The following is a 24,565-nucleotide window of genomic DNA, read 5'->3' as shown; positions in this document are numbered from 1 at the left end:
ACAACTCACCAGTGAAGCGCTTCATCACACGCCTCGCGGTAGTCGCGGCGGCCGGAGCTATGGCCGTCGTGCTGCCTGCCTCGTCGGCGTCCGCCATCAACCGCACCGATTGCAATGGACTGGGTCTCCTGAAGCTCCACAACGCGGGCGGCGACCTCTGCTTCGCCAACGCGGGCGTGCAGAGCGTGGCGATCTACGGCGTGGACCGGATCTGGACCGGAGACAACAAGGTCACGTTCGAGTACGTGCCGAGGCTGGGCGAGCCGGCGACCAGCGGGACCGTGGACAAGTGGCATTTCGGTAACCTCTCCATCCACAAGATCACGAAGATCACGATCTGGTAGCGCCCGTCGCCGCGAATGAGGTGACAGCGGGTCCTCATCAGCGATGACGTCGCTGCGCTGGGTCCATCGAGTCTTTTCGGCGTCGCCTCTCCAGGGCGGGGCCGTGGCGGCGATGTCCGTCGTGCGGCTCGGGCTGCGGCAGCTCCGGTGGAGAATCCGCCGGGGCTTCCGGCGGGCGACGCCTCGTTCGACAGGTGCGCGGGCCTGGGCGAGTGCCCGCTTCAGCGTCCGTACGGGCGGTGACAGTTCGGCGTTGAGCGGGCAGCGCGGCCCGGGAGTCAGCACCGGTGCAGGCGCGGTCGGCGACGATCGGAACGTCCTGGCGCTCGCGGATTCGGATGAGGCGGTGAGTGCGCGCGGCGGTCAGTTCCTGAGCGCGGCCCGGCAAGGTCTGCGCGTTCCGCAGAAGGCCGACCTTCGGGATTGGTGACGATCCTCGCGTCCACGCCGTGGCGCCGGTGTTTGTGGGCGCAGTAGGCGCTTCCGTCGCCCTGGCGGTCGCACTCGCTGAGGGTGCCGTCCGGCAGCACGTGGTCCGGGTCGTGCTCGCGCAGTGTTCGAGCAGGCCCGGCGTCCGATCGGCGAGGAGCCGCACGACGGCGGTGGCATATCACGATGGGCCGCACGGAGGTGACAGTGCCCACGGCTGGACTGGTGGGGGTGCGGATTCTCGCGGGCGTACCCGTGGCCGTTCAGGGTGTGATACGGGTGCCGAGTTCGGCGGCGGCGTCGGCGTAGTCGATGAGCATTCGGGCGAATTCGAGGCGTTTGGCCTGGGGCCAGTCGTGGGTGATGTGCTCGAAGGCCTGTCGGTGCTGGCTTCTGAAGCGGTCGCGCAGGGCGGTGCCTGCGGGGGTGAGGTGGAGCACGGTACGGCGGCCGTCGCGCTGGGAGGCGGCTCGCACGAGAAGTCCTGCGGTGATGCAGTCGCTCACCATCCGGCTGGCGACGGAGGAGTCGACGGTGAGCTGGTAGGCGACGCCGCCGACGGTCATCTCGCCGTCGGCCTCGTCGACGATGTTGATGACCTGGTTGCGGGCCATGTCCTTGCGCGTGACGGGTGGATCGACGTCCACCAGGGCGGTGCGGCGGCGCAGTCGGGCGAACGCCGCGCCGACCGCGTCCAGCAGTGCGTCGTCCTGAGTCTCGTTTCCCCTGGTCACACCTGACAGCGTAACCCCAGATCGCTGCGAAAAACAACTCCGTGCCATAATGCATGCATCTGCTTTTTGCAGGAGATTGGTGGGGCCGGCAGGACCGGTGACCGCTTCGGACGGACAACGACAGGAAACAGCCATGAGCACCACGGCCATCATCAACGCACGGGTTTTCGACGGCGACCGGACGCTGGAGGCGAGCACCGTCGTCCTCGACGCCACCGGGATCCTCGCGGTTGGCGGGCAGGCGCCCGCGGGAGCCGAGATCGTGGATGCGCAGGGCGGAACGCTGCTGCCCGGCCTGATCGACGCCCACGTCCACACCAATGCGGAGTCTCTAGCTTTGGCACTGCGGTTCGGGGTGACGACCGAGCTGGAGATGCAGGGGACGAACACCGCCGACAACCGTGCGCACATCACCGGCAACGATGCCCTGGCGGACGTGCGCTCCTCCGGGTTCGGCATCACCCCGCCCGGCGGCCACCCCAGCGAGTTGTTTCCCGAGGGTTTCCGTCCCGGCCCGCCGCCCGGTGCGGCCCGGCCGGCCGGGCCGGCGCCGCTGATGCCGTTCTCGACCACCCCCGAGCAGGCCGTCGGGTTCATTCCGCAGCTGATCGAACGCGGTTCGGACTACATCAAGTTCATGGTCGACGACGGCTCGATCGAAGGCCACCCCGGCCTACCGATGCTCGACCGGGCAACCCTGGACGCGGGCGTCGCCGAGGCCAAGCGGCTCGGCATGCTCACCGTCGCCCACACACTGACGATCGACGCGACCCGCATGGCGATCGAGGCCGGCATCGACGGCCTGGTCCACCTGTTCATGGACGGCCCGCACACCGACGAGATCATCACACTGATCCGGGAGTCGGGCGCCTTCGTCGTGCCCTGCGTCGTGCTGGACGCCTCGATGATGGGCATCAGCGGTGACGAGCTGGCCGACGACCCGCGCGTCGCATCCCGGCTGGACGAGGCCTGGACGACGACGCTGCGCAGCAGCTTCAACCACTACCCGCAGGGCAAGATCACCGACGTGCTGGGTTCCGTGCGCGCGCTGCACGACGCCGGTGTCGACATCCTGGCCGGGACCGATGTGTCCATGGCGATGCCGTTCCTGGGCGGACTCGCCCACGGCGCCAGCGTCCACCACGAGCTGCAGTACCTCGTACGGGCGGGCCTCACCCCGGTACAGGCCCTGCGCGCGGCCACCTCCACCACCGCCCGGCGCTTCGCCCTGACCGACCGCGGCCGTATCGCCGAAGGCCTGCGCGCCGACCTGCTCCTGGTCGACGGCGACCCCACCACCACGATCAGCGACACCCTCAACACCCGGGCCGTATGGCGCCGCGGCACCCGGCTCGAAAGCTGACCGCCGACTGCCGCCCACCACCCCATGCCGCCGGCGCGAAATCCACTGACTGCGCCGCCTTGCCGTGACGCAGAGCCCGCCGGGGACCGCCGCAACGAGCGGGCGGTCCCTGGCGGGCATGTTCGGTGCGCCTTATCCCGCGTGTCCCCAGTTAGGCGGTTGTGTGTCCGGCACCCGTATCGACGTGCACACCCACTACTTCGGCGGCGGTGTCGCCGCGCTGCCGACCCGCCCCGGGCCCGCTTTCGTGGCCCCGCAACGGGCCTGCCGACCTCCGGGCTCGGCATGACTTCCCCCCTTGTCAACCATGATCCGAGGGGGTGTGTCACCGAGCCCGGAGGCACTGACCCGGCGCCGATCAGGGGCAGGACCACCGGCTCTTCGCAGGTCGGACGCTCTTCGACATGTGCATGTGGCGAACACCGCTGTGGCCTCGTACCGGTGCCGCGAACCAGACCTGGACCCGTCGACGCCCCTGTCCGCGAGGCGATCTCCGCCGGCGCCAGGAGCGCAGGGCGGAGATCGCCTCGCAGGAACCGGGGCTGATCAGACCCGGTTCTCCGCCTGGAACATCCAGCTCTGCTTCTCCAGATCAGCCGTGAGTCCGATGAGGAGGTCCTCAGTGACCACATCCACCGGGCCGATCTCGACGATGCGCTCACGCAGTCTTTCGGCAACCGTGGAGAGCGCGCGCACCAGGGCCTCCACGGCGTCGCAGTCCTTGGTCCACCCTGACGGAAAGGCGGGCACCGCACTGGTACCCGCTATGGTCCCGGCCCGTCCGTCCGGGCTGACGCCCAGGGCTGCCGCACGCTCGGCCACCGTGTCAGCGTGGTTCCGGGCAACAGTGGCGGCCTCGTCGAGCTGGGCGTGAACCGAGCGGAAACGCGGGCCGTACACATTCCAGTGGGCCTGCTTGGCCACCAGGGACAGATCGAGAAGGTCGGCCAGGGTCGCCTGCAGCGCCGCACCCGCGGTTTCGCGCTCGCGCTCCGGCAGAGGGTTGTTGATAACCAGCACAGGAGTGCCGTCCTTTCGTGAGAGGCGCCGACGTCCGGGTCGCGGACGCCGACGACTGCCGTTGGCAGAAACGTGCGCAGCTCGTTTCCGTGGGGCGTTGATGAGCCCGAGGCTAGGAACGGCGGGAGCCCGCCGTGGGTTCAGCCATCCGGCGAGTGATCCCGAACCGCGCGTGCGGGGTTCCGCTCGGGCGGACGACGGGCCCGGACAGAGCTCGTACGTCCCATGGCGTCCGTGCCCGCAGTTTCAGTCCCTGCCCCGTCACCGAATCCCGACAAGCGCTACCGAGAGTGGAATCCCTCATGCAGACGACACAGGCAAGCCCAGCTCCAGTCCCGTCCCGGCTGAGCGAAGAGCGCCGACGCGTCATATTCGCAGCGGTTCGAGAACGGCACTCTCGCGGGCGATCTGGACGAAGTCGCCGTGCTGGCAGGAGAAGACGGGGGGCAATGCGCCCGTCTGCTCTCTTCAGTGACGCACGCGGTTCGCGGCGACAGCCATCTCGCGGAAGCCGTGCGCAGACATGTCGTCGAGGGGCACCTGGAGGCGCTGCGTCTGCTGCTACGCCGTGCGGTTGAGCGAGGGGAAATCTCCATGGACTGTCCCGCCGTCGCCTACTTCCCTCAACTGGTGCTCGGCGTGATGCTGTCGCAGCGGGCAGTGACGGGGGCAGACCCCGACGCGGCGTACCTGCGCTCGTACTTCACTTGTGTGGTACTTCCCAGCTTGGACCACAGACCCCGCTGAAGATTATGCGACCGGCGATGCGGGGCCCGTGGGAGAGCTCCGGCGGGCACGTGGCCTCGCGGCGGCTACACCCCCAGGATGCCCTGCTTCTCGAGCGCCTTGCGCAACGCCCGCATGGCATAGAAGGCACGGCTCTTGACGGTACCGGGCGGTATACCGAGGTGCTCGGCAGCCTGATTCACGCTGCATTCCAGGAAGTACATGAGGCGGATGACGGTTTGCTGCTGCTCGTTCAACTCCCCCAGGGCCTGCACCACAACATGGGAGTTGATCGTGGATGCCGTGCTGTCGCTGGATGTGTCCAGCTCCTCCACGGGCACGAGCTCCAACGGCCTGACCTGGCGTGCCCGGTAATGGTCGATGACGAGATTTCTGACCACGGTGAACAACCAGGGTCTGAGGCGTTCGTTGCGGCTGCCCAGGAAGCGGGCGTGCTTCCAGGCGCGGGCCGCGGTCTCCTGGAAAATGTCCTCTGCCTTGTGCCAGTCACCATCCAGCAGCCGCGTGGCGTACCGGACGAGCAGAGAGCCGTACTGCTCGTAGATGTCCTCGATGAAGGCGTCGCAGTCAGCGTCCGACGCGGGGTGCCGGGTCTGCGACGAAGTCGGAACGAGGGCAGTGGCCTCCGTTTCCATGATCCCGTTCATGAGAGGCGCTCGATCCTGTTCGAGTTTCCGTGGCGTGCAGGGGGATAGGCGCCGACTTTCAGGCGGCGAGGAAGTCGATCAGTGCGGCGTTGACCTCGGCTGCGTGGGTGAGCAGCAGTCCGTGCGGTGCGCCGTCGATCTCGACGTATCGCGCATCGGGCAGGCGGCGGCGGAACTCGCGGGCTGTGGCGTCGATCGGCAGGATGCGGTCGGCGGTCCCGTGCAGGATCAGCGACGGCACATCGATGCGCTCCACGTCGGCCCGGAAGTCCGTCAGCCACGCCGGGACGCACGCGTACGCCGCCATGGGCGCCGAGCCGATGGCGGTGGCCCAGTTCGCCCGCAGCGCGGCCTCGCTGAGTCGCGTCCCGAGCGTCTCGTCGGTGTTGAAGAAGTCGACGAAGAAGCTCTCGTACCAGGCGTATCGGTCGGCCTCTGCCTGCTCCGCGATGCCATCGAAGACGCTCTGCGGCACACCGGCGGGGTTGTCCGGCGTCTGCAACAGGAACGGCTGGAGCGAACCGAGGAACGCCGCCTTCGCCACCCGCTGCGAGCCGTGAACGCCGAGGTAGCGGGCGACCTCGCCCGAGCCCATCGAGAACCCGACGAGAACCACGTCACGCAGGTCCAGCTGCGTCAGTACGGTGTCCAGGTCGGCGGCGAGGGTGTCGTAGTCGTAGCCCGTCATGGTCTTGCTCGACCGGCCGAAGCCACGGCGGTCGTAGGTGATGACGCGGTAGCCGGCCTTGACCAGCGCATCGGTCTGCTTCTCCCACGACTGCCCGTCCAGCGGGTAGCCGTGGATCAGGACGACCGGCTGACCCGCCCCGTGGTCCTCGTAGTAGAGCTCGATGCTGGTCGAGCCCTCGGCTCCGACGGTGATGGTTCCCATGATGTGCCTTCCCGCCCGTCCGCCGTGTGCGAACCGGGCACGGCACAAAGCTAGGAAACAAGCAGGGGGGACCGCGTCCGTCGGACTACGTCTTCGGCGTACGTCATGACGTCGCGCCTTCGGCGTACGTCATCGTGCCACCCAGCACCGCGGCGAGTTCGCCGCGGGACGCTACCCCCAGTTTGGGGAACATCCGCTGGAGATGGGTGCTCACCGTCCTGTGCGAGACGTACAACCGCTCGCCGATCTCCCGGTTCGTCAGACCCTGCGCGGCGAGCTGGGCGACGTGCAGCTCGGTGGAGGTCAGCTGGTCCACCGCGGCCGGATCCTGGCGAGGGGACGACGCGCCCGCGGCGCGCAGCTCCTGCCGTGCCCGCTCCGCCCATGCCGACGCGCCGAGGGCGTCGAAGATCTCGCGCGCGGCCTGCAGGGAGGCGCGGGACTCCGCAGGCCGCCGGTGCCGCCGCAGCCACTCGCCCAGGGCGAGGCACGCTCGCGCCCGCTCGAACGGCCATTCTGTGGGGACGGCGTCGAGGGCCGCCCTGTAGAGCGGCTCGGCGCCATCCTGCGGGCTCAGCAGGGCCCGGCCCAGTCGCAATCCGCAGAGCAGGGCGGGCGAAGAAGTCATTTCCCCGAGCGGCGTCAGCTCCTGCACGACGTCGCGCGCCACCTCCGGGGCTTCGCTGCGCACAGCCGCCTCGACCAGCTCCGCGACCGCGTAGAAGCGCAACCAGGGGTGGAAGGCGGAGTCAGCCGGGTCGAAGACACGGTGCAGGTGCCCGTACGCGTCGCCGTAGCGGCCCTGGCAGAGCGCCGCCTGCCCGCGGGCCATCTGCGCGATGGCCAGCACCGGGCGCCCTCCGCTGGGAAGGGCCACGCGCTCGGCTTCCGCCGCCCACGCCTCCGACGCCGGGTCGCCACTGACGGCGGCCAGCTGCGCGCGGATGGCGTTCACCATCGCGTGCACGAGAGGCTGACCGGTCTCGCGGGCCAGTGACGCGGCCTCCTCCGCGGCGAGGAAACCAGCGCGCACGTCACCCAGCCGTGCTGCGCTCCCCGCCTGGACGCAGAGGGCGCGGGCCAGCATCGACAGCCTGCCCTGCGCCCGCAGGACGTCCAGCGACCTCGCCGTCAACCGGCTTGCCAGGGCGGGGGCACCCACCGTAACGGCGGCGCCCCCCAGGAGCTGGTCTCCCTCTGCGTTCTCTGACGAGCGCTCCATCTGCCCCGCCAGGCCTTCCATGACCGCTCCCCCGCGCTCGACCGGGGCTGAGTACGCCCGCAGAGCGACCAGGTCGGCGTCGTCGGCATGCACGGGCATCCGGTCGGCGGCGGCGGCGACCCGCTCGCGGGCGGCCGACCCTGGCTCTCCCCAGAAGCATTGCAGGACCGCGCCCCACAGCATGCGCAGCCCCAGTGTCGGTTCGCCTCCAGCGGCGATCTCGACCGCCAGCTCGGCCAGTGCGGCGGTCGCGGCGCCCTCGCCCCGTGTCCCCTCGGCCAGAGCGATGCTGACCCAGGCCGCACGGCCTTGGTCCCGGACCGAAAGGTCCAGTGAGCGCGCCTGGGCCAGCAGATGTGCCGCGACGCCTCCTTGGCCCGACTCGAGCGCGAGCTCCGCCGCCCGGAGCAGCCGGTCTGCCCGCGCGGACGGGTCCTTCGTCAGCTCCGTCGCCCGCCTCAGCGCGGCAAGGGCTGCGGCGACACCGCCTCGCCGCAGGGCTCTGCCGGCAGTGGAGTCCAGATCCCGTGCTACTCGTTCGTCGGGACCCGCGGTGGCGGCGGCACGGTGCCATGCCTGTCGATCGGGCTGCCCCTGGAGCGCGGCGGCCAGAGCGGCGTGTGCGGTCTGTCGTTCCGCCGCGGTAGCGGCGTGGTACATCGCCGAGCGGATGAGCGGGTGCCTGAAGGCCAGCCCCTGGGTTTCTACCAGACCCGCGTCGATCGCTGCCTCAAGAGCGGCGCCGTCGACCACCCTTCCGAGCATCCGGGTCGCCGCGGCGAGGCATTCGTCCATCGTTCCGTCACCGTTGAGGGCCGAGAGGAGCAGAACCGTATGGGCGTCGGCCGGAAGGCGAGAGACTCGTGCCGTGAAGGTCCTCTCCAGCCGTGCGGTCAGCGGCAACGGACCCGGGTTGAGCGCGTACGCCCCGCCGACCGACTGCAGCGCGACCGGCAGCTCGGTCAGTGCCAGCGGGTTCCCCGCGGACTCCTCCAACAGCCGCCGCCTGACCTGCTGTCCCAGGCCGGGGGCCACCGCGTCCAACACCTCACCCGACACCTCATCCGTCAGCGGACCCAGGTGCAGCACAGGCAGGCCGGCGCTGCTGAGCCGGTCGTCGAGGCGCCGGGTGACGGCGACCAGGACGAGGGGGTCGGACTCGATCCGCCGCGCCACAAACCCGAGCACATCGAGGCTGGCATGATCCATCCAGTGGGCGTCCTCGACGACCACCAGCAGCGGCGCCTCTGCTGCCGCGTCTGTCAACAGAGTCAGCGCGGCCAGGCCGACGAGGTACAGATCGGGGACGGCCTCGTCGACGAGCCCGACGGCTGCGAGCAGCGCAGTACGCTGACGCTCCGGCAAGTCGTCAATTCCGTCCCGTAGTTGGTGAACCAGCTGGTGCAGGCCGGCACAGGGCAGGTTCTCCTCCGACTGGACCCCCACAGCAGTGATCACACGGGTCCCGCCGCGCGCTGCCGCGGCCGCGGCCTCTGCGACCAGAGCCGACTTGCCGACCCCCGGTGCGCCGATGATCACCGTCGCGCCGCCCGACCCGGTGGCCCCCTGCTCGACCAGGGCAGCCAGCGCGCGACGCTCCGTCTCGCGACCCAGCAGCGCCCGCCTCTGCATGCCCTCACTCCGATTCTCTGCGTCTCCCCAGCACCCGAGGGCTCCGCGTCCTCGCGGAACCAGGCGACCCGGCGACATCTCCACTGGCAGGCGATCTGGAGGCCGGGTCTGGATGCCATCCGTAGAATGGTATGCACGCCGCCGGGTGGGAACGACCGCGGTCCGCGCCCGTGAAACCGAGCCGCCGAGATCACGGCGGGGCCGAACGGCTTTCGGGCCTTGACCTAAGGCCCGGGTTCACGCTCGGCCTCTGAATGGTGGCCGGAGCCGCGCTCGCGGCGGGCATCATCGCCTGCCTCAACCATCACCTGGTGGTCAGAGTCCGCAGCGGCGTCAGATCGCAGAACGGGCTTGCGATGGCGAAGCAGTACAAGCCCGGCGCGAGGACCCAGCCACCCGGTTTCCATCCGGTCAGCTCCTGTGCCGGATCCGTGAGAAGCAGTCGCTGTGAACCCCGCCGTACCAAGCATGCCCTTACCAAAGGCGACCACACGGCGACCTGAGCAGGACCGAGCTCCCGATGGAGCGAGGCGGCCATCGCCCGGTCGCGGTGCGCGAAGCTCTTGCTCGACCACAAGAGGCCGATGAAGTCGATGAGCCCCGAGGGCCGGCAGGGAGGTCAACGCCCTGCTCGAACTCTCCCTCTCCTATGCGGCAGCGGCAGACTGCTACGGCCCCCTCGATCAACGATCAGGGGAGGACGACGTCAGTGTGGTGGGCGTATCCATCAGCAGCCGTGGGATTGCTTCACGACGCTCCCACGGGGACGTCGCTACAAAACCCCAGGTCAACGCCGTCAGGGCTCCTCTTCAATGTACGAGGACTCACGTTCGCCACACCCACGCGAGGTGAACGCCACACGCAAAAACCCCTGGAAAATACGTTTCCCCAGGTCAGAGCGATTCTGCCTGGGGATGGTGAGTGGGGCGGGTGGGACTCGAACCCACGGCCGACGGATTATGAGTCCGCTGCTCTAACCGGCTGAGCTACCGCCCCTTCACGGCGTGGCGCGTACACGTGTGCGCGCCGTCTGCCGCAGCATAGCCGCTCATACGATCTCCTGCCTCGGGTGCCTCGCATGATCGGCTTCGCCTGTTCAGAGAGACCGCGGCGAGGGCTGCCCGGTTCCGGACGGGGCGACAAAAAGGAAGAGGACCCACTGGGGGCCCTCTTCCTCTTCCTGCTCCCCCGGCTGGACTCGAACCAGCAACCCTCCGGTTAACAGCCGAATGCTCTGCCAATTGAGCTACAGGGGACCGCGCTCCCCCGACTGGACTCGAACCAGTAACCTGCCGATTAACAGTCGGCTGCTCTGCCAATTGAGCTACAGGGGATTGCTGCGGTACATCGAACAGCCCACCTCCGGCCTTGCCGGGGGGCGACTGCGCGTTGCGAGACATAGATTAGCGCAAGCAGGGGGGTGCTCCGCCAATCGGTATCCACAGCAGGCCGGGCACCACACGACGAAGGGTGGCAGGCATGCGGTACAAGATCACGTTCGCGGTCGGACTGGCCCTGGGTTACGTCCTCGGGACGAGGGCCGGGCGGGAGCGGTACGAGCAGCTGAGGAAGTCCGCTCGGGAGGTCGCCCAGCACCCGGTGGTGCGCAACGCCGCCGAGAGCGCCGGGCAGAACGGGCGCCAGTTCGCCGTCAAGACCTTCGCCGCGGTGAGCGAGAAGGTCGGCGACGTCGTCCCGGAGAGCCTGGCCGGCCGGGTGCGGGGGCTGCGCGACCGGGTCGGCGGCGGGGCCGAGGACGACTGGGGCACGAGCAACACCTGAACCGCCGGCGGAGTCCGGGCCGGCGTGCGGCAGAATTCTCCGCATGGGGATAGTCGCCGGGCTGGACAGCTCTTCCGCCTTCACTCGCATCGTCGTCTGCGACGCCGAGACGGGATCCGTACTGCGCCAGGGGTACGCGCCCCATCCGCAGCCCTCCGGGGAACCCGACGGCGCCAACCCCCACGAGACCGATCCGCAGGCCTGGCTGCTCTCGCTCGGCGAGGCCGCCGGCGGTGGACTCCTCGAAGGGGTCCAGGCCATCGGGGTCTCCGCGCAGCAGCACGGGCTGCTGCCGCTGGACACCCAGGGCGGGCTCGTCCGCCCGGCCCTGGTCGGGAACGACAAGCGCGGTCAGGTCGCCGCCGCCGACCTCATCGACTCCCTCGGCGGCCGGCAGGCGTGGTCCGAGGCGGTGGGCTCGGTCCCGCACTCCGCGCAGCCGCTCGCGAAGCTGGCCTGGCTGGCCCGCGCCGAGCCCGAGGCCGCCCGCCGGGTGGCCGTGCTGATGTCCCCGCACGACTGGCTGGTCTGGCAGCTGCTGGGCCGGCCGGCCCGGCGGACCACCGACCGCGGCGGCGCCTCCGGCACCGGGTACTGGTCGGCGGCCAGCGGCTCCTGGCGCCCCGACCTGGTCGAGCTGGCGCTCGGGCACCAGGCGCTGCTGCCCGAGGTGCTCGGCCCGGCCGATGCGGCCGGGACCACGCCGGAGGGGCTGCTGATATCCGCCGGCACCGGCGAGACGATGGCCGCGGCGCTGGGGCTCGGCCTCGCGCCCGGCGACGCCGTGGTCTCGCTGGGCGCCTCCGGCTCCGTGATGGCGGTGCACCGCGAGGCCCTGTCGGAGCCGGGCGGCCTGATCACCTCGCTGGCCGACGCCAGCGGCCTGCACCTGCCGGTGGTGAACACCTTGAACGCCGTACGGGCGCTGCGCGGCACGGCCGAGCTGCTGGGCACCGACCTGGAGGGGCTGTCCGCGCTCGCACTGAAGTCGACTCCGGGTGCGCACGGCCTCGTACTCCTGCCGTACCTGGAGGGCGAGCGGACGCCGAATCTGCCGCACACCGCCGGGACCCTGTCCGGACTGCGCAGGGACTCCATGAAGCCGGAGCACCTGGCCCGCGCCTCGTTCGAGGGGATGCTGTGCGGCCTGGTGGACGCCCTCGACGTGATGCGCACGCGCGGGGTCGAGATCCGCCGCGTGTTCCTGCTGGGCGCGGCGGCCGAGCTGCCCGCCGTGCAGGCCTTCGCCCCGGGGCTGTTCGGGACGCAGGTCGTGGTGCCCGCGCCGGCCGACTACGCGGCGCTGGGCGCGGCCCGGCAGGCGGCCTGGGCGCTCGGGGCGGCGCGGGGCACGCTGGCCCCGCACACCCCGCCGGTGTGGCCGGCCCCGTCCGCGCAGACCTTCGAGCCGGGCGAGGACCTCCCCGCCTGGGGGGCAGTGCGCCAGCAGTACACCGCGACGCGGGAGCAGCTCCACCCGGGGGCGTTCGCGTAGCGGCCCGCGTCCCGCGTCCCGCGTCCGCCCGTGGTTCGGGCCGCGGGGGCGGCCTACTCCTTTTGACCGGGCTTTGCGAAATCCGGTGGGGATCGGGCCGCCGGTTGGCCGAAGATGGGGTGAACCCCCTCGATCTTGCCGACCGGAGCCTGCGCGTGCTCATACGACTTCTGCGGACCCGTCTCGGTCCGTACCGGAAACCCCTGTGCGTGCTGGTCCTGCTGCAACTGCTGCAGACCAGCGCGAGCCTCTACCTGCCTACCCTGAACGCCGACATCATCGACAACGGTGTCGTCCACGGCGACACCGGCTACATCCTGCGCTTCGGCGCCCTGATGCTGGGCGTCTCGCTCGTCCAGCTGGTGTGCAACGTCGGCGCCGTCTACTACGGGGCACGCACGGCGGCCGCCTTCGGCCGCGACGTGCGCGCCGGGATCTTCGACCGGGTGCAGGGCTTCTCGGCCCGGGAGCTGGGCCATTTCGGCGCCCCGTCCCTGATCACCCGGACGACCAACGACGTCCAGCAGGTCCAGATACTGGCGCTGATGACCTTCACGCTGATGGTCTCGGCCCCCATCATGTGCGTCGGCGGCATCGTCATGGCGCTCTCCCTCGACGTGAAGCTGTCGGGCGTCCTGCTCGCCGTGGTCCCCGTGCTGGGCCTCGCCGTCGGCGCGATCATCGTTCGGACGCGGCCGCTGTTCCGGCAGATGCAGGAGCGGCTGGACACCGTGAACCGGGTGCTGCGGGAGCAGATCACCGGCAACCGGGTGATCCGCGCCTTCGTCCGCGACGCGTACGAGAAGGACCGCTTCCGGGAGGCCAACGCGGACCTCACCGGCGTCTCGCTGGCCGCCGGCAGGCTCCTCGCGCTGATGTTCCCCACCGTCATCGTGGTCGTGAACATCTCCAGCGTCGCCGTCATCTGGTTCGGCGCGATGCGCATCGACAGCGGCGGCATGGAGATCGGCCAGCTGACGGCCTTCCTCGCCTACCTGATGCAGATCGTCATGTCCGTGATGATGGCCAGCTTCATGTTCATGATGGTGCCGCGCGCCGAGGTCTGCGCGGAGCGGATCCAGGAGGTCCTGGACACCGACTCCAGCGTGGTCCCGCCCGTCGACCCGGTGCGCGAGCTGGCCCGGCACGGGCAGCTGGAGCTGCGCGGCGCCGACTTCCGCTACCCGGGCGCGGAGGCGCCCGTGCTGCGCGGGGTGGACCTCGTGGCCCGCCCCGGCGAGGTCACCGCGGTGATCGGCTCCACCGGCAGCGGCAAGTCCACCCTGCTGGCACTGGTCCCGCGGCTGTTCGACGCGACCGGCGGCGAGGTGCTCGTCGACGGCGAGGACGTACGGCGGCTCGATCCGGACCTGTTGGCCAAGACGGTCGGCATGGTCCCGCAGAAGCCGTACCTGTTCTCCGGAACGGTCGCCTCCAACCTGCGCTACGGGCGCCCGGACGCGACCGACGAGGAGCTGTGGCAGGCCTTGGAGGTGGCCCAGGCCAAGGGTTTCGTGTCCGAGCTGGAGGGCGGCCTGGAGGCTCCCGTCACCCAGGGCGGAACCAACGTCTCCGGCGGCCAGCGCCAACGCCTGGCCATCGCCCGCACCCTCGTGCAGCGTCCGGAGATCTACCTCTTCGACGACTCGTTCTCGGCCCTGGACTACGCGACGGACGCGGCGCTGCGCGCGGCGCTCGCCCGGGAGACCGGGGACGCGACCGTGGTCATCGTCGCCCAGCGGGTCTCCACGATCCGCGACGCGGACCGGATCATCGTCCTGGACGGGGGCCGGGTGGTGGGCGAGGGGCGCCACCACGAACTGATGGCCGGCAACGACACCTACCGGGAGATCGTGCTCTCCCAGCTGACGGAGGCGGAGGCCGCATGAGCGGGCCCGGAGGACGGATGATGACGGGCCCGGTCCAGCGGTCCATGGACTTCAAGGGATCGGGCAAGCGGCTCCTGGGCCAGCTCGCGCAGGACCGGGCCAAGCTGTGGGGCATGGTCGTCGCCGTCGTCGCCAGCGTCGGCTGCGCGGTGGTCGGGCCGAAGATCCTCGGCAACGCGACCGACCTGGTCTTCGCCGGGATCGTGGGGCGGCAGATGCCGTCCGGGATCACCAAGGAACAGGCGCTGGAGCGGATGCGCGCCGACGGGCAGGGCGGCATGGCGGACATGCTGTCCGGCACGGCCTTCACCCCGGGCGAGGGCATCGACTTCGGCGCGGTCGGGGCCGTGGCGGTCTGGGCGCTGGTGACCTTCACGCTGGCCGGGCTGCTGATGCTGGTCGCGACGCGGCTGTCGAACCACGTCATGAACGGCACCGTGTACCGGATGCGGGAGGAGCTCCAGGCGAAGCTGTCGCGGCTGCCGCTGTCGTACTTCGACCGGCAGAAGCGCGGCGAGGTGCTCAGCCGGGCCACCAACGACATCGACAACATCGGGCAGACGCTCCAGCAGACGATGGGGCAGCTGCTGAACTCGCTGCTGACGATCGTGGGCGTGCTCGCGATGATGTTCTGGATCTCGCCGCTGCTGGCCCTGGTCGCGCTGGTGACCGTACCCGTCTCGGTCTTCGTCGCGGCGAGGATCGGCAAGAAGTCGCAGCCGCAGTTCGTGGCGCAGTGGAAGACCACGGGTGCGCTCAACGCGCACGTGGAGGAGATGTACTCGGGCCACGCGCTGGTCAAGGTCTTCGGCCGGCAGAAGGAGTCGGCGGCCGTCTTCGCCGAGCAGAACGAGGCGCTGTACCGGGCGTCGTTCAAGGCGCAGCTGGTCAGCGGCATCATGCAGCCGGTGATGTTCTTCATATCGAACGTCAACTACGTGCTGATCGCGGTCGTCGGCGGTCTGCGGGTGGCCTCGGGCACCCTCTCGATCGGCGACGTGCAGGCCTTCGTCCAGTACTCGCGCCAGTTCTCGATGCCGCTGACGCAGGTCGCCTCGATGGCGAACCTGGTGCAGTCCGGCGTGGCCTCCGCCGAGCGGGTCTACGAGCTGCTCGACGCGCAGGAGCAGGACCCCGACGCGGAGGTCCCCGAGCGCCCGGAGCGGCTGCGCGGCCAGGTGACGCTGGACAAGGTGGCCTTCCGCTACGAGCCGGACAAGCCGCTGATCGAGAACCTCTCGCTGACGGTCGAGCCCGGTCACACGGTTGCGATCGTCGGCCCGACGGGGGCGGGCAAGACCACCCTGGTCAACCTGTTGATGCGCTTCTACGAGGTCACGGGCGGCGAGATCGCCCTGGACGGCGTGGACATCGCGAAGATGACCCGTGAGGAACTGCGCGCCGGGATAGGCATGGTCCTCCAGGACACGTGGCTGTTCGGCGGCACGATCGCGGAGAACATCGCCTACGGCGCCTCGCGCGAGGTGACGCGCGCCGAGGTCGAGGAGGCGGCGAAGGCGGCCCACGCGGACCGCTTCGTGCGCACGCTGCCGGACGGGTACGACACCGTGCTCGACGACGAGGGCGCGGGGGTCAGCGCGGGCGAGAAGCAGCTGATCACCATCGCGCGGGCGTTCCTGTCGGATCCGGTGATCCTGGTCCTCGACGAGGCGACGAGCTCGGTGGACACCCGTACCGAGGTGCTGATCCAGAAGGCGATGGCGCGCCTGGCGCACGGCCGTACGTCCTTCGTGATCGCGCACCGGCTGTCCACGATCCGCGACGCGGACGTGATCCTGGTGATGGAGAGCGGCTCGATCGTGGAGCAGGGCACCCACGAGGAGCTGCTGGCCTCGGGCGGGGCGTACGCGCGGCTGTACGCGGCGCAGTTCGCGCAGGCGGTCGCGGAGGTCGACTAGACGGCCGGGCGGGCCGGGCGGCCGGCCGATCCGGCCGATCCGGCGGGAGCGGCTCGGGCCGCCGCGGGCCGGGCCGCGGTCACGGCGGCGCGGGCGGCGGCCGGTCAGTCCAGGTAGCCCCGGAGCTGGTCGGCGAAGGCGTGGTCCCGGAGCTTGTTGAGGGTCTTGGACTCGATCTGGCGGATCCGCTCGCGCGTCACGCCGAAGATCCGTCCGATCTCCTCCAGGGTGCGGGGACGGCCGTCGGCGAGCCCGTACCGGAGCTGGACCACCTTCCGCTCGCGCTCGCCGAGGGTGGAGAGCACGGCTTCCAGGTGCTCGCGCAGCAGGAAGAAGGCGGCGGACTCCACGGGTGAGGCGGCGTCGCCGTCCTCGATCAGGTCGCCGAGGGCGACGTCGTCCTCCTCGCCCACCGGAGAGTGCAGGGAGATCGGTTCCTGGGCGAGGCGCAGGACCTCCATGACCCGCTCGGGGGTCAGCTCCAGGTGGGCGGCGACCTCTTCGGCGGTGGGCTCGTACCCGCGCTCCTGGAGCATGCGGCGCTGGACGCGGACGACCCGGTTGATCAGCTCCACGACGTGCACCGGCACCCGTATGGTCCGGGCCTGGTCGGCGAGGGCCCGGGACATCGCCTGCCGGATCCACCAGGTCGCGTAGGTGGAGAACTTGTACCCGCGGGCGTAGTCGAACTTCTCCACGGCACGGATGAGGCCGAGGTTGCCCTCCTGCACGAGGTCGAGCATGGTGAGCCCGCGGCCCACGTACCGCTTCGCGACGGAGACCACCAGGCGCAGGTTCGACTCGATGAGGCGGCGCTTGGCCATCCGCCCCATCACGACGAGCTTGTCGAGGTCCAGGGCGAGCCGGGAGTCGAGGTCGGGGGCGCCGGCGAGCTTCTCCTCGGCGAAGAGCCCGGCTTCGACGCGCCGGGCGAGGTCGACCTCCTCGGCGGCGGACAGCAGGGGAATCCTGCCGATCTCGCGCAGGTACTGCCGGAACAGGTCCGCGGAGGGGCCCGCTCCGCCCCCGCCGTCCCTGCGCGCGGCGGCGCCCGCGCTGCGGCGCCGCTGCGCCGGCACGGGCTCGATCAGCTCCAGCACCTCGGGGTCTTCGTCCGCTCCGTCCGCCGCCTCGTCCACGGCCTCGTCCGCCACTTCGTCCGCTGCTTCGTCCGCCGCTTCGTCCACGACCTCGGCCCCTGCCTCGGCCTCGGCCTCCGCCTCGTCGGTCTCCGAGGACTCGCTCACGGTCACGGACACGGTCACGGTCTGGGTCTGCACGGGGGCGACCTCCAGGGCTCCGAGGACGGGGGCACCGCACTCAGTGTGGGGTACGACACATCACTGCCACGAGGGGCGTGCGAGCCTTTTCTGAGTCCGGTGCGTGACCGGATGGTTACCCCCCGGCGGGAACCCCGATGCGGATCGGACGGATGTCCGAGGAGACCGTCCCCCTGTGTCCGGACGAGACCGGCGCGACGGCGCTCCGCCCGGAACCGGCCGGCCCGCACGCCTGGAGAGCCGTTCTACGGCACGGGAGTTGGAGGCCGCCCGCGCGGGGTCCGGGGCCGGGCGGCGCGGGCAGGGCCTCAGGCCGGGTGCTGCGGGGCGGCCGGTTCCACGCGGACCGCGCAGACCTTGAACTCCGGCATCCGGGACACCGGGTCCAGGGCCGGGTTGGTCAGGGTGTTGGCGCGGCCCTCGCCCGGCCAGTGGAACGGCATGAAGACCGTGTCCGCGCGGATGGTGTCGGTGACGCGGGCCGGGGCCACCGCGCGGCCCCGGCGGGAGGTCACCGCCACCGGGGCGCCGTCGGTGACGCCGAGGCGGGCCGCGAGGCGCGGGTGCAGCTCCACGAAGGGGCCCGGAGCCGCGGCGTTGAGCTCGTCCACCCGGCGGGTCTGGGCACCGGACTGGTACTGGGCGACGACCCGGCCGGTGGTGAGCAGGATCGGGTACTGCGCGTCGGGGACCTCGGCGGCGTCGCGGTGGGAGACGGGGACGAAGCGGGCCCGGCCGTCGTCCGTGGCGAAGGAGTCGAGGAAGAGCCGCTGCGTGCCCTCCGCGCCCTCGGGACAGGGCCAGAAGACGCCCTGTTCGGCCTCGATCCGCGCGTACGTGATGCCCGAGTAGTCGGCCGGGCCGCCCGCCGAGGCGCGGCGCAGTTCGTCGAAGACCTCCTCGGGGGCGGTGGGGAAGCCCTTCTCGACGCCGAGGCGGCCGGCCAGGCCGTGCAGGACGTCCAGGTCGGTGCGCACGCCCGGTGGCGGGGTCAGGGCGCGGCGGCGGAGCAGGACGCGTCCCTCCAGGTTGGTGGTGGTGCCGGTCTCCTCCGCCCACTGGGCGACGGGGAGGACCACGTCGGCGAGGGCGGCCGTCTCGGAGAGCACGACGTCGGCCACGGCGAGGAAGTCCAGGGAGCGGATGCGGTCCTCGACGTGGCCGGCACGGGGAGCGGAGACCACCGGGTTGGAGCCCATCAGGAGCAGGGCCTTGACGTCCGTGCCGAGGGCGTCGAGGAGTTCGTAGGCGCTGCGCCCCGGTCCGGGGAGGCTGTCGGGGTCGACGCCCCAGACGGCGGCGACGTGGGCGCGGGCCGCCGGGTCGGTGAGCTTGCGGTAGCCGGGGAGCTGGTCGGCCTTCTGGCCGTGCTCGCGGCCGCCCTGGCCGTTGCCCTGGCCGGTGAGGCATCCGTAGCCGGAGAGCGGCCGGCCGGCCCGGCCGGTGGCCAGGCACAGGTTGATCCAGGCCCCGACGGTGTCGGTGCCCTTGGACTGCTGCTCCGGGCCCCGGGCGGTGAGGACCATCGCGGAGGAGGGCGCGCAGAAGAGGGCCGCGGCCTCGCGGAGGGCGGGCACCGGGACGCCCGTGATGCGTTCGACGTGCTCGGGCCAGTGCGCCATCGCGGCGGCCCTGGCCTCCTCCCAGCCGGTGGTGCGGGCGGCGATGAACTCCTCGTCGGTACGGCCTTCCGCGACCACCAGGTGCAGCAGGCCCAGGGCGAGCGCGAGGTCCGTTCCCGGCCGGGGCGCCAGGTGCAGGTCGGCCTGCTCGGCGGTACGGGTGCGGCGCGGATCGACGACGATCAGGGTGCCGCCGTTCTCCTTCAGCTCGGTGAGGTAGCGCAGGGCGGGCGGCATGGTCTCGGCCAGGTTGGAGCCGACGAGGATCACGCAGCCGGTGCGCGGGATGTCCTCCAGCGGGAAGGGCAGCCCCCGGTCGAGCCCGAAGGCGCGCTGGTGGGCGGCGGCGGCCGAGGACATGCAGAAGCGGCCGTTGTAGTCGATCTGCGAGGTGCGCAGGGCGACCCGGGCGAACTTGCCGAGGGCGTACGCCTTCTCGTTGGTCAGCCCGCCCCCGCCGAACACCCCGACCGCGTCGGGCCCGTGCGTCCGGCGGGTGCGGGCCAGGCCCTCGGCGACTCTGTCGAGGGCCACCTCCCAGGTGGCCGGTTCGAGCCGCCCGGCGCGGGTACGGACGAGCGGCTCGGTCAGGCGGACCCGGGAGGAGAGCACGGCCGGGGCGGTGCGGCCCTTGCCGCACAGCGCGCCCCGGTTGACGGGGAAGTCCGCCCGCTCCTCGACCGCCACGCCCGTGCCACCGGGCTCGGGGCGGAGCGTCATCCCGCACTGGAGTGCGCAGTACGGGCAGTGCGTGGGGGTGGCGGCTGCTTGCGGGGTGTGCATGCCGTCCAGGCTGCGACGGCGGTGTTACACGGGCGGCCGCCGCCGGTTACGCCTCCCGTACGGTCACCTCAGCGCCGTCCGGAGACCGCGGTGAGGCCGGCGCCCGGCGGGCTCCGCCGGTGGCGGGGACGGCCGGTCCGCCCGGGGCCATCACCGCCCCGTGCCACCCCCCGGTGCGCGGGCCGGCGGACCCGCGGCCCGTGGCCCGTCGGCACGGCCGGGCGGCGTGTCAGTCCGCCCGGGCCGCCAGCGCCCGCGACACCCCGTGCTCCTTCGGTCCGAGGAAGCGCGGGGCGGGCTTGAAGGCCGCGTCCAGCGCCGCCTTGCCGGCCGCGAAGACCTCGCGGGTGCCGCCGTAGTACCAGGTGGCGTCGTGCACGTCGTCGACCCCGACGCCGTACGACTCCACGCCCGCCGCCTGGCACAGGGCGACGGCCCGGCGTATGTGGAAGCCCTGGCTGATCAGCACGGCCCGCTCGACCCCGAAGATCTGCCGGGCCCGCACGCAGGAGTCCCAGGTGTCGAAGCCCGCGAAGTCGCTGACGATCCGGTCGCCCGGCACCCCGTGGCCGGTCAGGTAGGTGCGCATGGCGTCGGGCTCGTCGTACTCCGTGCGGCTGTTGTCCCCCGTGACCAGGACGACCTTGACCCTGCCCGCCCGGTACAGCTCGGCGGCCGCGTCGAGCCGGTCGGCCAGGTAGGGGGTGGGCCGGCCCTTCCACAGGCCCGCCCCGAACACCACGGCCACCTCGGCGGCGGGGGCGTCGGCCGTGCTCCGCAGCCGGTCGGCGGCGCTCGCGTGCGTCCACGCCGAGGGCAGCAGCGCCAGCACGCACCCCGCCATCACGCCCTGCACGGCCAGCCGCCGGGCCCGCCGCCCCCGCGGCAGCCGCGCCGCCGCCGCCCTCGCCCACTCCGGCATCCTCATGACCGTCCCCCTTGCTCGCACCGGCATTCGTACGGATGGACGAACCGGCCCGGCCCCCAGTTCCGCCCGCCCCGCCTTTCACCCGTACGAATGAGCGAGTGAGCAGCAGGAAAAGACCCGTCACGTCGGCGCAACGCCCCGGCAACCTCCGGCGCGCAGGATCGGTCCATGACGGAGCCGGTGCACCCTCCCGAGACCCTGTCCCCCTCCTTCGGCAGCGCGGCCGAACTGCTCACCCGGATCACCGCCCAACTCGGTACGCAGCTCAGCGGGCTGCATCCGCCGCGGGCCCGGCCCCACGGAGCCCACCCATGCAGCAGCCCGCCCTCGTCGCCGTGGCCCACGGCAGCCGCGACCCGCGCGCCCGGCACACCGCCCTCGCGCTCCTCGAACGCGTCCGTGAGCTCCGCCCGCGCCTCGACGTCCGGCTCGGGCACATCGAGCTGAACCGCCCGCTGCTCTCCGACACCCTGGAGCTGGTGTCGGCGGACCGCTCCGGGCCGGCCCCCGCGGCCGGGGACTCACCCGGGGAAGCGGTGCTGGTACCGCTGCTCCTGGGCCGCGGCCACCACGTCAAGCGCGACCTCCCGGCGGCCGCCGCCCGCGCCTCCCGCCTGCGGGTGCGCGTCGCCGCGCCGCTCGGCCCGCACCCGCTGCTCGTCGAGGTCCTGTGCGACCGCCTCCTGGAGGCCGGCTGGACCCCGGGCACGGCCGTGGTGCTCGCCGCCGCCGGATCGCGCGATCCCGACGCGGCCGCCGACACCCGTGCCGCCGCGGCCCTGCTCTCCGAGCGCCTCGGCGGCGTGGCCGTGGTCGCCGCCTACGCCTCCGCCGCCACCCCCGGCATCCCCGACGCGGTCCGCGCGCTCGCCGCCCGCGGCCACCACCGGCCCGCCATCGCCTCGTACTTCACCGCGCCCGGCCTCTTCGCCACCCGCTGCGCCGGCGCCTCCCCCGGCCCGGCCGCCGCCCCGCTCGGCGACCACCCGGCTCTCGCCCGCCTCGTCCTGCAGCGCTACGACGAGGCCCTCGCCCGGCAGGAGGGCAGCCTGTACCTGGCCAGCGCCTGAGGCGCCCGTACGGCCGTATCCCCCGGATCGTCGGTGTCTGCGGTTACGGTCTGAGGATGGAAGGCACCGCACACGTCCCCGCACATCCGACCGACTCCCGCGAGCCGTACGACCCCGCCGCCACCGAACGCCGGGCCGTCGAGCCCGACAAACGGCCCGGCCGCACCGCCTTCCAGCGCGACCGCGCCCGCGTGCTGCACTCCGCCGCGCTGCGCAGGCTCGCCGGGAAGACCCAGGTCGTCACCCCCGGCACCCGGTCGTACGACTGGGACGCGAGCCCGCGGACCCGGCTGACCCACTCCCTGGAGTGCGCGCAGGTCGGCCGCGAGCTCGGCCTGGCACTGGGCTGCGACCCCGACCTGGTCGAGGCGGCCTGCCTCTCGCACGACATGGGCCACCCGCCCTTCGGCCACAACGGCGAGGAGGCGCTCAACGAGTTCGCCCAGGACTGCGGCGGCTTCGAGGGCAACGCCCAGTCCCTGCGCCTGCTGACCCGCCTGGAGCCCAAGCGGTTCGTGCCCGACGGGGAGGGCGGCGAGCCCGTCAGCGTCGGTCTCAACCTCACCCGGGCCTGCCTGGACGCCGCCACCAAGTACCCGTGGGCCCGCGGCGACCACCCCACCGATCCCGGCTCGGTGAAGTTCGGGGCGTACGAGGACGACCTGCCGGTCTTCGAGTGGCTGCGCCGCGGCGCGCCCGCGGACCGCAAGTGCTTCGAGGCCCAGGTCATGGACTGGGCCGACGACGTCGCGTACTCGGTGCACGACTTCGAGGACGGGCTGCACGCGGGGCACCTCGACCCCAATCTGCTCTTCGCCGACCCCGAGCGCGCCGCCATCTGGCAGGTGGCCATCGGGCGGTACGTTCCCGCCGACACCGAGCCCGAGGAGCTGCGCGAGGCCCTGGACCGGCTGATGGAGCAGGAGTGGTGGCCGCACGGGTACGACGGTTCGGCCCTGGCCCAGGCCCGGCTCAAGGACGCCACCAGCCAGCTGATCGGCCGCTTCTGCCTGGCGGCGGAGGGCGCCACGCGCGAGGCGTACGGCTCGGGCCGCCTCACCCGGTACGGGGCCGAGCTGGTCGTCCCGCGCGCCGCCCGCAACGAGTGCGCGGTGCTCAAGGCGGTCGCCGACCTGTACGTCATGCAGCGCGACGAGCAGGGGCGGATCCGCGCCGACCAGCGCGTCGTCCTGGCCGAACTCGCCGAGGCGCTCAGCGCCCGCGCGCCCGAGGGCCTGGACCCGCAGTTCCGGGCCATCTTCGACGCCGCGCCCGACGACAGGGGGAGGAAACGCGCGGTCATCGACCAGATCGCGTGCCTCACGGACGCGGCAGCACTCTCCCTGCACGCCCGCCTCACCCGGCGCACCCGACGCGCCGAGGGGTGAGCCGATCGGGCCATTCCCCCTTCACGGGGCAGGCTCAGTGCGGGACGCTCGCATGTGGCCGCACGTGACGAAGAGGTTATGAGGAGGCATCAGGTGGTCGACGCACACCAGACGTTCATCATCGTCGGCGCAGGGCTGGCCGGCGCGAAGGCGGCCGAGACGCTGAGGTCGGAGGGGTTCACGGGCCGGGTGATCCTGATCGGCGACGAGCACGACCGACCGTACGAACGGCCCCCGCTGTCCAAGGGGTTCCTGGTGGGCAAGGCAGAACGGGACAGCGTCTTCGTGCACGCGCCGTCCTGGTACGCCGGCGCCGACATCGAGCTGCACCTCGGGCAGCCGGCGGTCCACCTGGACCGCGAGAACAAGTCGGTGCGCCTGGGCGACGGCACCCTGCTGCACTACGACAAGCTGCTGCTGGCCACCGGCGCCGAGCCGCGCCGCCTCGACGTGCCCGGCACGGGCCTGGCGGGGGTGCACCACCTGCGGCGCCTGGCCCACGCCGAGCGGCTGCGCGGCGTGCTGGCCGCGCTGGGCCGGGACAACGGCCACCTGCTGATCGCGGGCGCCGGGTGGATCGGCCTGGAGGTCGCCGCCGCCGCCCGCGGGTACGGGGCCGAGGTCACCGTGGTCGAGCCGGAGGCCACCCCCCTGCACGCGGTCCTCGGCCCGGAGATCGGGCGGCTCTTCGCGGACCTGCACGCCGGACACGGGGTGCGCTTCCACTTCGGGGTGCGGCTGACCGAGATCGTGGGCCAGGACGGCATGGTGCTGGCCGCCCGGACCGACGACGGCGAGGAGCACCCGGCGCACGCGGTGCTCTCGGCCGTCGGCGCGGCGCCCCGGACGGCGCTCGCGGAGACCTCGGGGCTCGCCCTGGTGGACCGGGCGCACGGCGGCGGGATCGCCGTGGACGCCTCCCTGCGGACCTCCGACCCGGACGTCTTCGCCGCCGGGGACGTGGCCGCCGCCCACCATCCGGTGCTCGGGACCCGGCTGCGCGTGGAGCACTGGGCCAACGCCCTCAACGGAGGGCCGGCCGCCGCCCGCGCGATGCTGGGGCAGGACGTCGCCTACGACCGGGTGCCGTACTTCTTCTCCGACCAGTACGACGTGGGCCTGGAGTACTCGGGCTACGCGCCGGTCGGCGGCTACGACCAGGTGCTGATCCGCGGCGACGTGGGCAAGCGGGAGTTCATCGCCTTCTGGCTCTCCGGCGGCCGCGTCCTGGCCGGGATGAACGTGAACGTGTGGGACGTCACCGAGCACATCCAGGCCCTGATCAGGTCAAAGGCCCCGGTGGACCGCGAAAAGCTCGCGGACCCGTCGGTTCCGCTCGCGTCCCTGGTCACGGCGGAGGGGGCCTGACAGGTTTGTCG

At 71.9% G+C, this 24,565-nt stretch carries 17 protein-coding genes, 3 tRNA genes and 2 pseudogenes; 10 read left to right on the top strand and 12 right to left on the bottom strand.

What is annotated here, in order from left to right:
* Positions 1 to 11: 11 nt before the first annotated feature.
* Positions 12 to 344 (top strand): beta/gamma crystallin domain-containing protein, encoded by a 333-nt coding sequence (locus tag ACFWU6_RS18720; RefSeq protein ID WP_383981980.1) that lies wholly within the window; start codon positions 12 to 14, stop codon positions 342 to 344.
* 37 nt (positions 345 to 381) lie between these two features.
* Here the strand turns inward: ACFWU6_RS18720 and ACFWU6_RS18715 are convergent.
* Positions 382 to 954 (bottom strand): annotated as a pseudogene (locus ACFWU6_RS18715) (transposase family protein); the annotation flags it as partial.
* Positions 955 to 1,036: 82 nt separating this feature from the next.
* The gene (locus tag ACFWU6_RS18710; RefSeq protein WP_383981978.1) at positions 1,037 to 1,507 is read right to left on the bottom strand and encodes a MarR family winged helix-turn-helix transcriptional regulator; all 471 of its coding nucleotides are present in this window, start codon (positions 1,505 to 1,507) and stop codon (positions 1,037 to 1,039) included.
* A 133-nt stretch (positions 1,508 to 1,640) separates the two neighbouring features.
* Here ACFWU6_RS18710 and ACFWU6_RS18705 point away from each other — a divergent pair, with 133 nt between their 5' ends.
* On the top strand, positions 1,641 to 2,870 hold the full coding sequence (locus ACFWU6_RS18705; RefSeq protein ID WP_383981977.1) for an amidohydrolase family protein: 1,230 nt from the start codon (positions 1,641 to 1,643) through the stop codon (positions 2,868 to 2,870).
* 546 nt (positions 2,871 to 3,416) lie between these two features.
* On the opposite strand, the gene ACFWU6_RS18700 is transcribed toward ACFWU6_RS18705, so the two are convergent.
* Positions 3,417 to 3,890 (bottom strand): Dps family protein, encoded by a 474-nt coding sequence (locus ACFWU6_RS18700; RefSeq protein ID WP_383981975.1) that lies wholly within the window; start codon positions 3,888 to 3,890, stop codon positions 3,417 to 3,419.
* Positions 3,891 to 4,289: 399 nt separating this feature from the next.
* On the opposite strand from ACFWU6_RS18700, the pseudogene ACFWU6_RS18695 reads away from it, so the two are divergent.
* Positions 4,290 to 4,637 (top strand): annotated as a pseudogene (locus ACFWU6_RS18695) (TetR/AcrR family transcriptional regulator C-terminal ligand-binding domain-containing protein); the annotation flags it as partial.
* A gap of 65 nt (positions 4,638 to 4,702) precedes the next feature.
* Here ACFWU6_RS18695 and ACFWU6_RS18690 read toward each other — a convergent pair.
* The 6 genes from ACFWU6_RS18690 to ACFWU6_RS18665 all read right to left on the bottom strand — a co-directional run bounded on the left by ACFWU6_RS18690 (position 4,703) and on the right by ACFWU6_RS18665 (position 10,364).
* Positions 4,703 to 5,284, bottom strand: a complete 582-nt coding sequence (locus ACFWU6_RS18690; protein WP_383981973.1) for a sigma-70 family RNA polymerase sigma factor — start codon at positions 5,282 to 5,284, stop codon at positions 4,703 to 4,705.
* A 58-nt stretch (positions 5,285 to 5,342) separates the two neighbouring features.
* Positions 5,343 to 6,176, bottom strand: a complete 834-nt coding sequence (locus ACFWU6_RS18685) for an alpha/beta fold hydrolase (protein ID WP_383981971.1) — start codon at positions 6,174 to 6,176, stop codon at positions 5,343 to 5,345.
* Positions 6,177 to 6,279: 103 nt separating this feature from the next.
* On the bottom strand, positions 6,280 to 9,030 hold the full coding sequence (locus ACFWU6_RS18680) for an ATP-binding protein (protein WP_383981970.1): 2,751 nt from the start codon (positions 9,028 to 9,030) through the stop codon (positions 6,280 to 6,282).
* A gap of 922 nt (positions 9,031 to 9,952) precedes the next feature.
* Positions 9,953 to 10,026, bottom strand: a tRNA-Ile gene (locus ACFWU6_RS18675).
* A 187-nt stretch (positions 10,027 to 10,213) separates the two neighbouring features.
* Positions 10,214 to 10,286, bottom strand: a tRNA-Asn gene (locus ACFWU6_RS18670).
* A gap of 5 nt (positions 10,287 to 10,291) precedes the next feature.
* A tRNA-Asn gene (locus ACFWU6_RS18665) sits at positions 10,292 to 10,364 on the bottom strand.
* 145 nt (positions 10,365 to 10,509) lie between these two features.
* On the opposite strand from ACFWU6_RS18665, the gene ACFWU6_RS18660 reads away from it, so the two are divergent.
* From ACFWU6_RS18660 to ACFWU6_RS18645, 4 genes are all read left to right on the top strand, one after another.
* Positions 10,510 to 10,812, top strand: a complete 303-nt coding sequence (locus tag ACFWU6_RS18660; protein ID WP_383981968.1) for a YtxH domain-containing protein — start codon at positions 10,510 to 10,512, stop codon at positions 10,810 to 10,812.
* A 43-nt stretch (positions 10,813 to 10,855) separates the two neighbouring features.
* A complete protein-coding gene (locus ACFWU6_RS18655) occupies positions 10,856 to 12,307 on the top strand; it encodes an FGGY family carbohydrate kinase (protein WP_383981966.1) in 1,452 nt (483 codons plus the stop codon).
* Between the two features lie 155 nt (positions 12,308 to 12,462).
* The gene (locus ACFWU6_RS18650) at positions 12,463 to 14,196 is read left to right on the top strand and encodes an ABC transporter ATP-binding protein (RefSeq protein WP_383981964.1); all 1,734 of its coding nucleotides are present in this window, start codon (positions 12,463 to 12,465) and stop codon (positions 14,194 to 14,196) included.
* Positions 14,193 to 16,115 carry an ABC transporter ATP-binding protein gene (locus ACFWU6_RS18645; protein ID WP_383981962.1) on the top strand — a complete coding sequence of 641 codons (1,923 nt, stop codon included), beginning with the start codon at positions 14,193 to 14,195 and terminating at the stop codon, positions 16,113 to 16,115. Before ACFWU6_RS18650 ends, ACFWU6_RS18645 begins: the two co-directional genes overlap by 4 nt.
* Before the next feature lie 104 nt (positions 16,116 to 16,219).
* Here the strand turns inward: ACFWU6_RS18645 and ACFWU6_RS18640 are convergent, their stop codons facing one another.
* The 3 genes from ACFWU6_RS18640 to ACFWU6_RS18630 form a co-directional block, all read right to left on the bottom strand.
* Positions 16,220 to 17,269 (bottom strand): RNA polymerase sigma factor, encoded by a 1,050-nt coding sequence (locus ACFWU6_RS18640; RefSeq protein ID WP_383982011.1) that lies wholly within the window; start codon positions 17,267 to 17,269, stop codon positions 16,220 to 16,222.
* Between the two features lie 434 nt (positions 17,270 to 17,703).
* Entirely contained in the window at positions 17,704 to 19,800 is a 2,097-nt protein-coding gene (locus tag ACFWU6_RS18635; RefSeq protein ID WP_383807256.1) for a molybdopterin oxidoreductase family protein, read from the bottom strand.
* Positions 19,801 to 20,029: 229 nt separating this feature from the next.
* Complete coding sequence (locus tag ACFWU6_RS18630) at positions 20,030 to 20,728, bottom strand: vancomycin high temperature exclusion protein (RefSeq protein ID WP_383807259.1); 699 nt, start codon at positions 20,726 to 20,728, stop codon at positions 20,030 to 20,032.
* Between the two features lie 311 nt (positions 20,729 to 21,039).
* Here ACFWU6_RS18630 and ACFWU6_RS18625 point away from each other — a divergent pair, with 311 nt between their 5' ends.
* From ACFWU6_RS18625 to ACFWU6_RS18615, 3 genes are all read left to right on the top strand, one after another.
* The gene (locus ACFWU6_RS18625; RefSeq protein ID WP_383807262.1) at positions 21,040 to 21,798 is read left to right on the top strand and encodes a sirohydrochlorin chelatase; all 759 of its coding nucleotides are present in this window, start codon (positions 21,040 to 21,042) and stop codon (positions 21,796 to 21,798) included.
* A 56-nt stretch (positions 21,799 to 21,854) separates the two neighbouring features.
* Positions 21,855 to 23,186, top strand: coding sequence for a deoxyguanosinetriphosphate triphosphohydrolase (locus tag ACFWU6_RS18620; RefSeq protein ID WP_383807264.1), 1,332 nt, complete (start codon positions 21,855 to 21,857; stop codon positions 23,184 to 23,186).
* 93 nt (positions 23,187 to 23,279) lie between these two features.
* Positions 23,280 to 24,554 carry an NAD(P)/FAD-dependent oxidoreductase gene (locus ACFWU6_RS18615; RefSeq protein ID WP_383981960.1) on the top strand — a complete coding sequence of 425 codons (1,275 nt, stop codon included), beginning with the start codon at positions 23,280 to 23,282 and terminating at the stop codon, positions 24,552 to 24,554.
* Positions 24,555 to 24,565: the final 11 nt, after the last annotated feature.

Source organism: Streptomyces sp. NPDC058674 (assembly GCF_042716505.1).
Lineage (GTDB): Bacteria > Actinomycetota > Actinomycetes > Streptomycetales > Streptomycetaceae > Streptomyces.
This window is presented reverse-complemented; position numbering and strand designations above follow the sequence as displayed.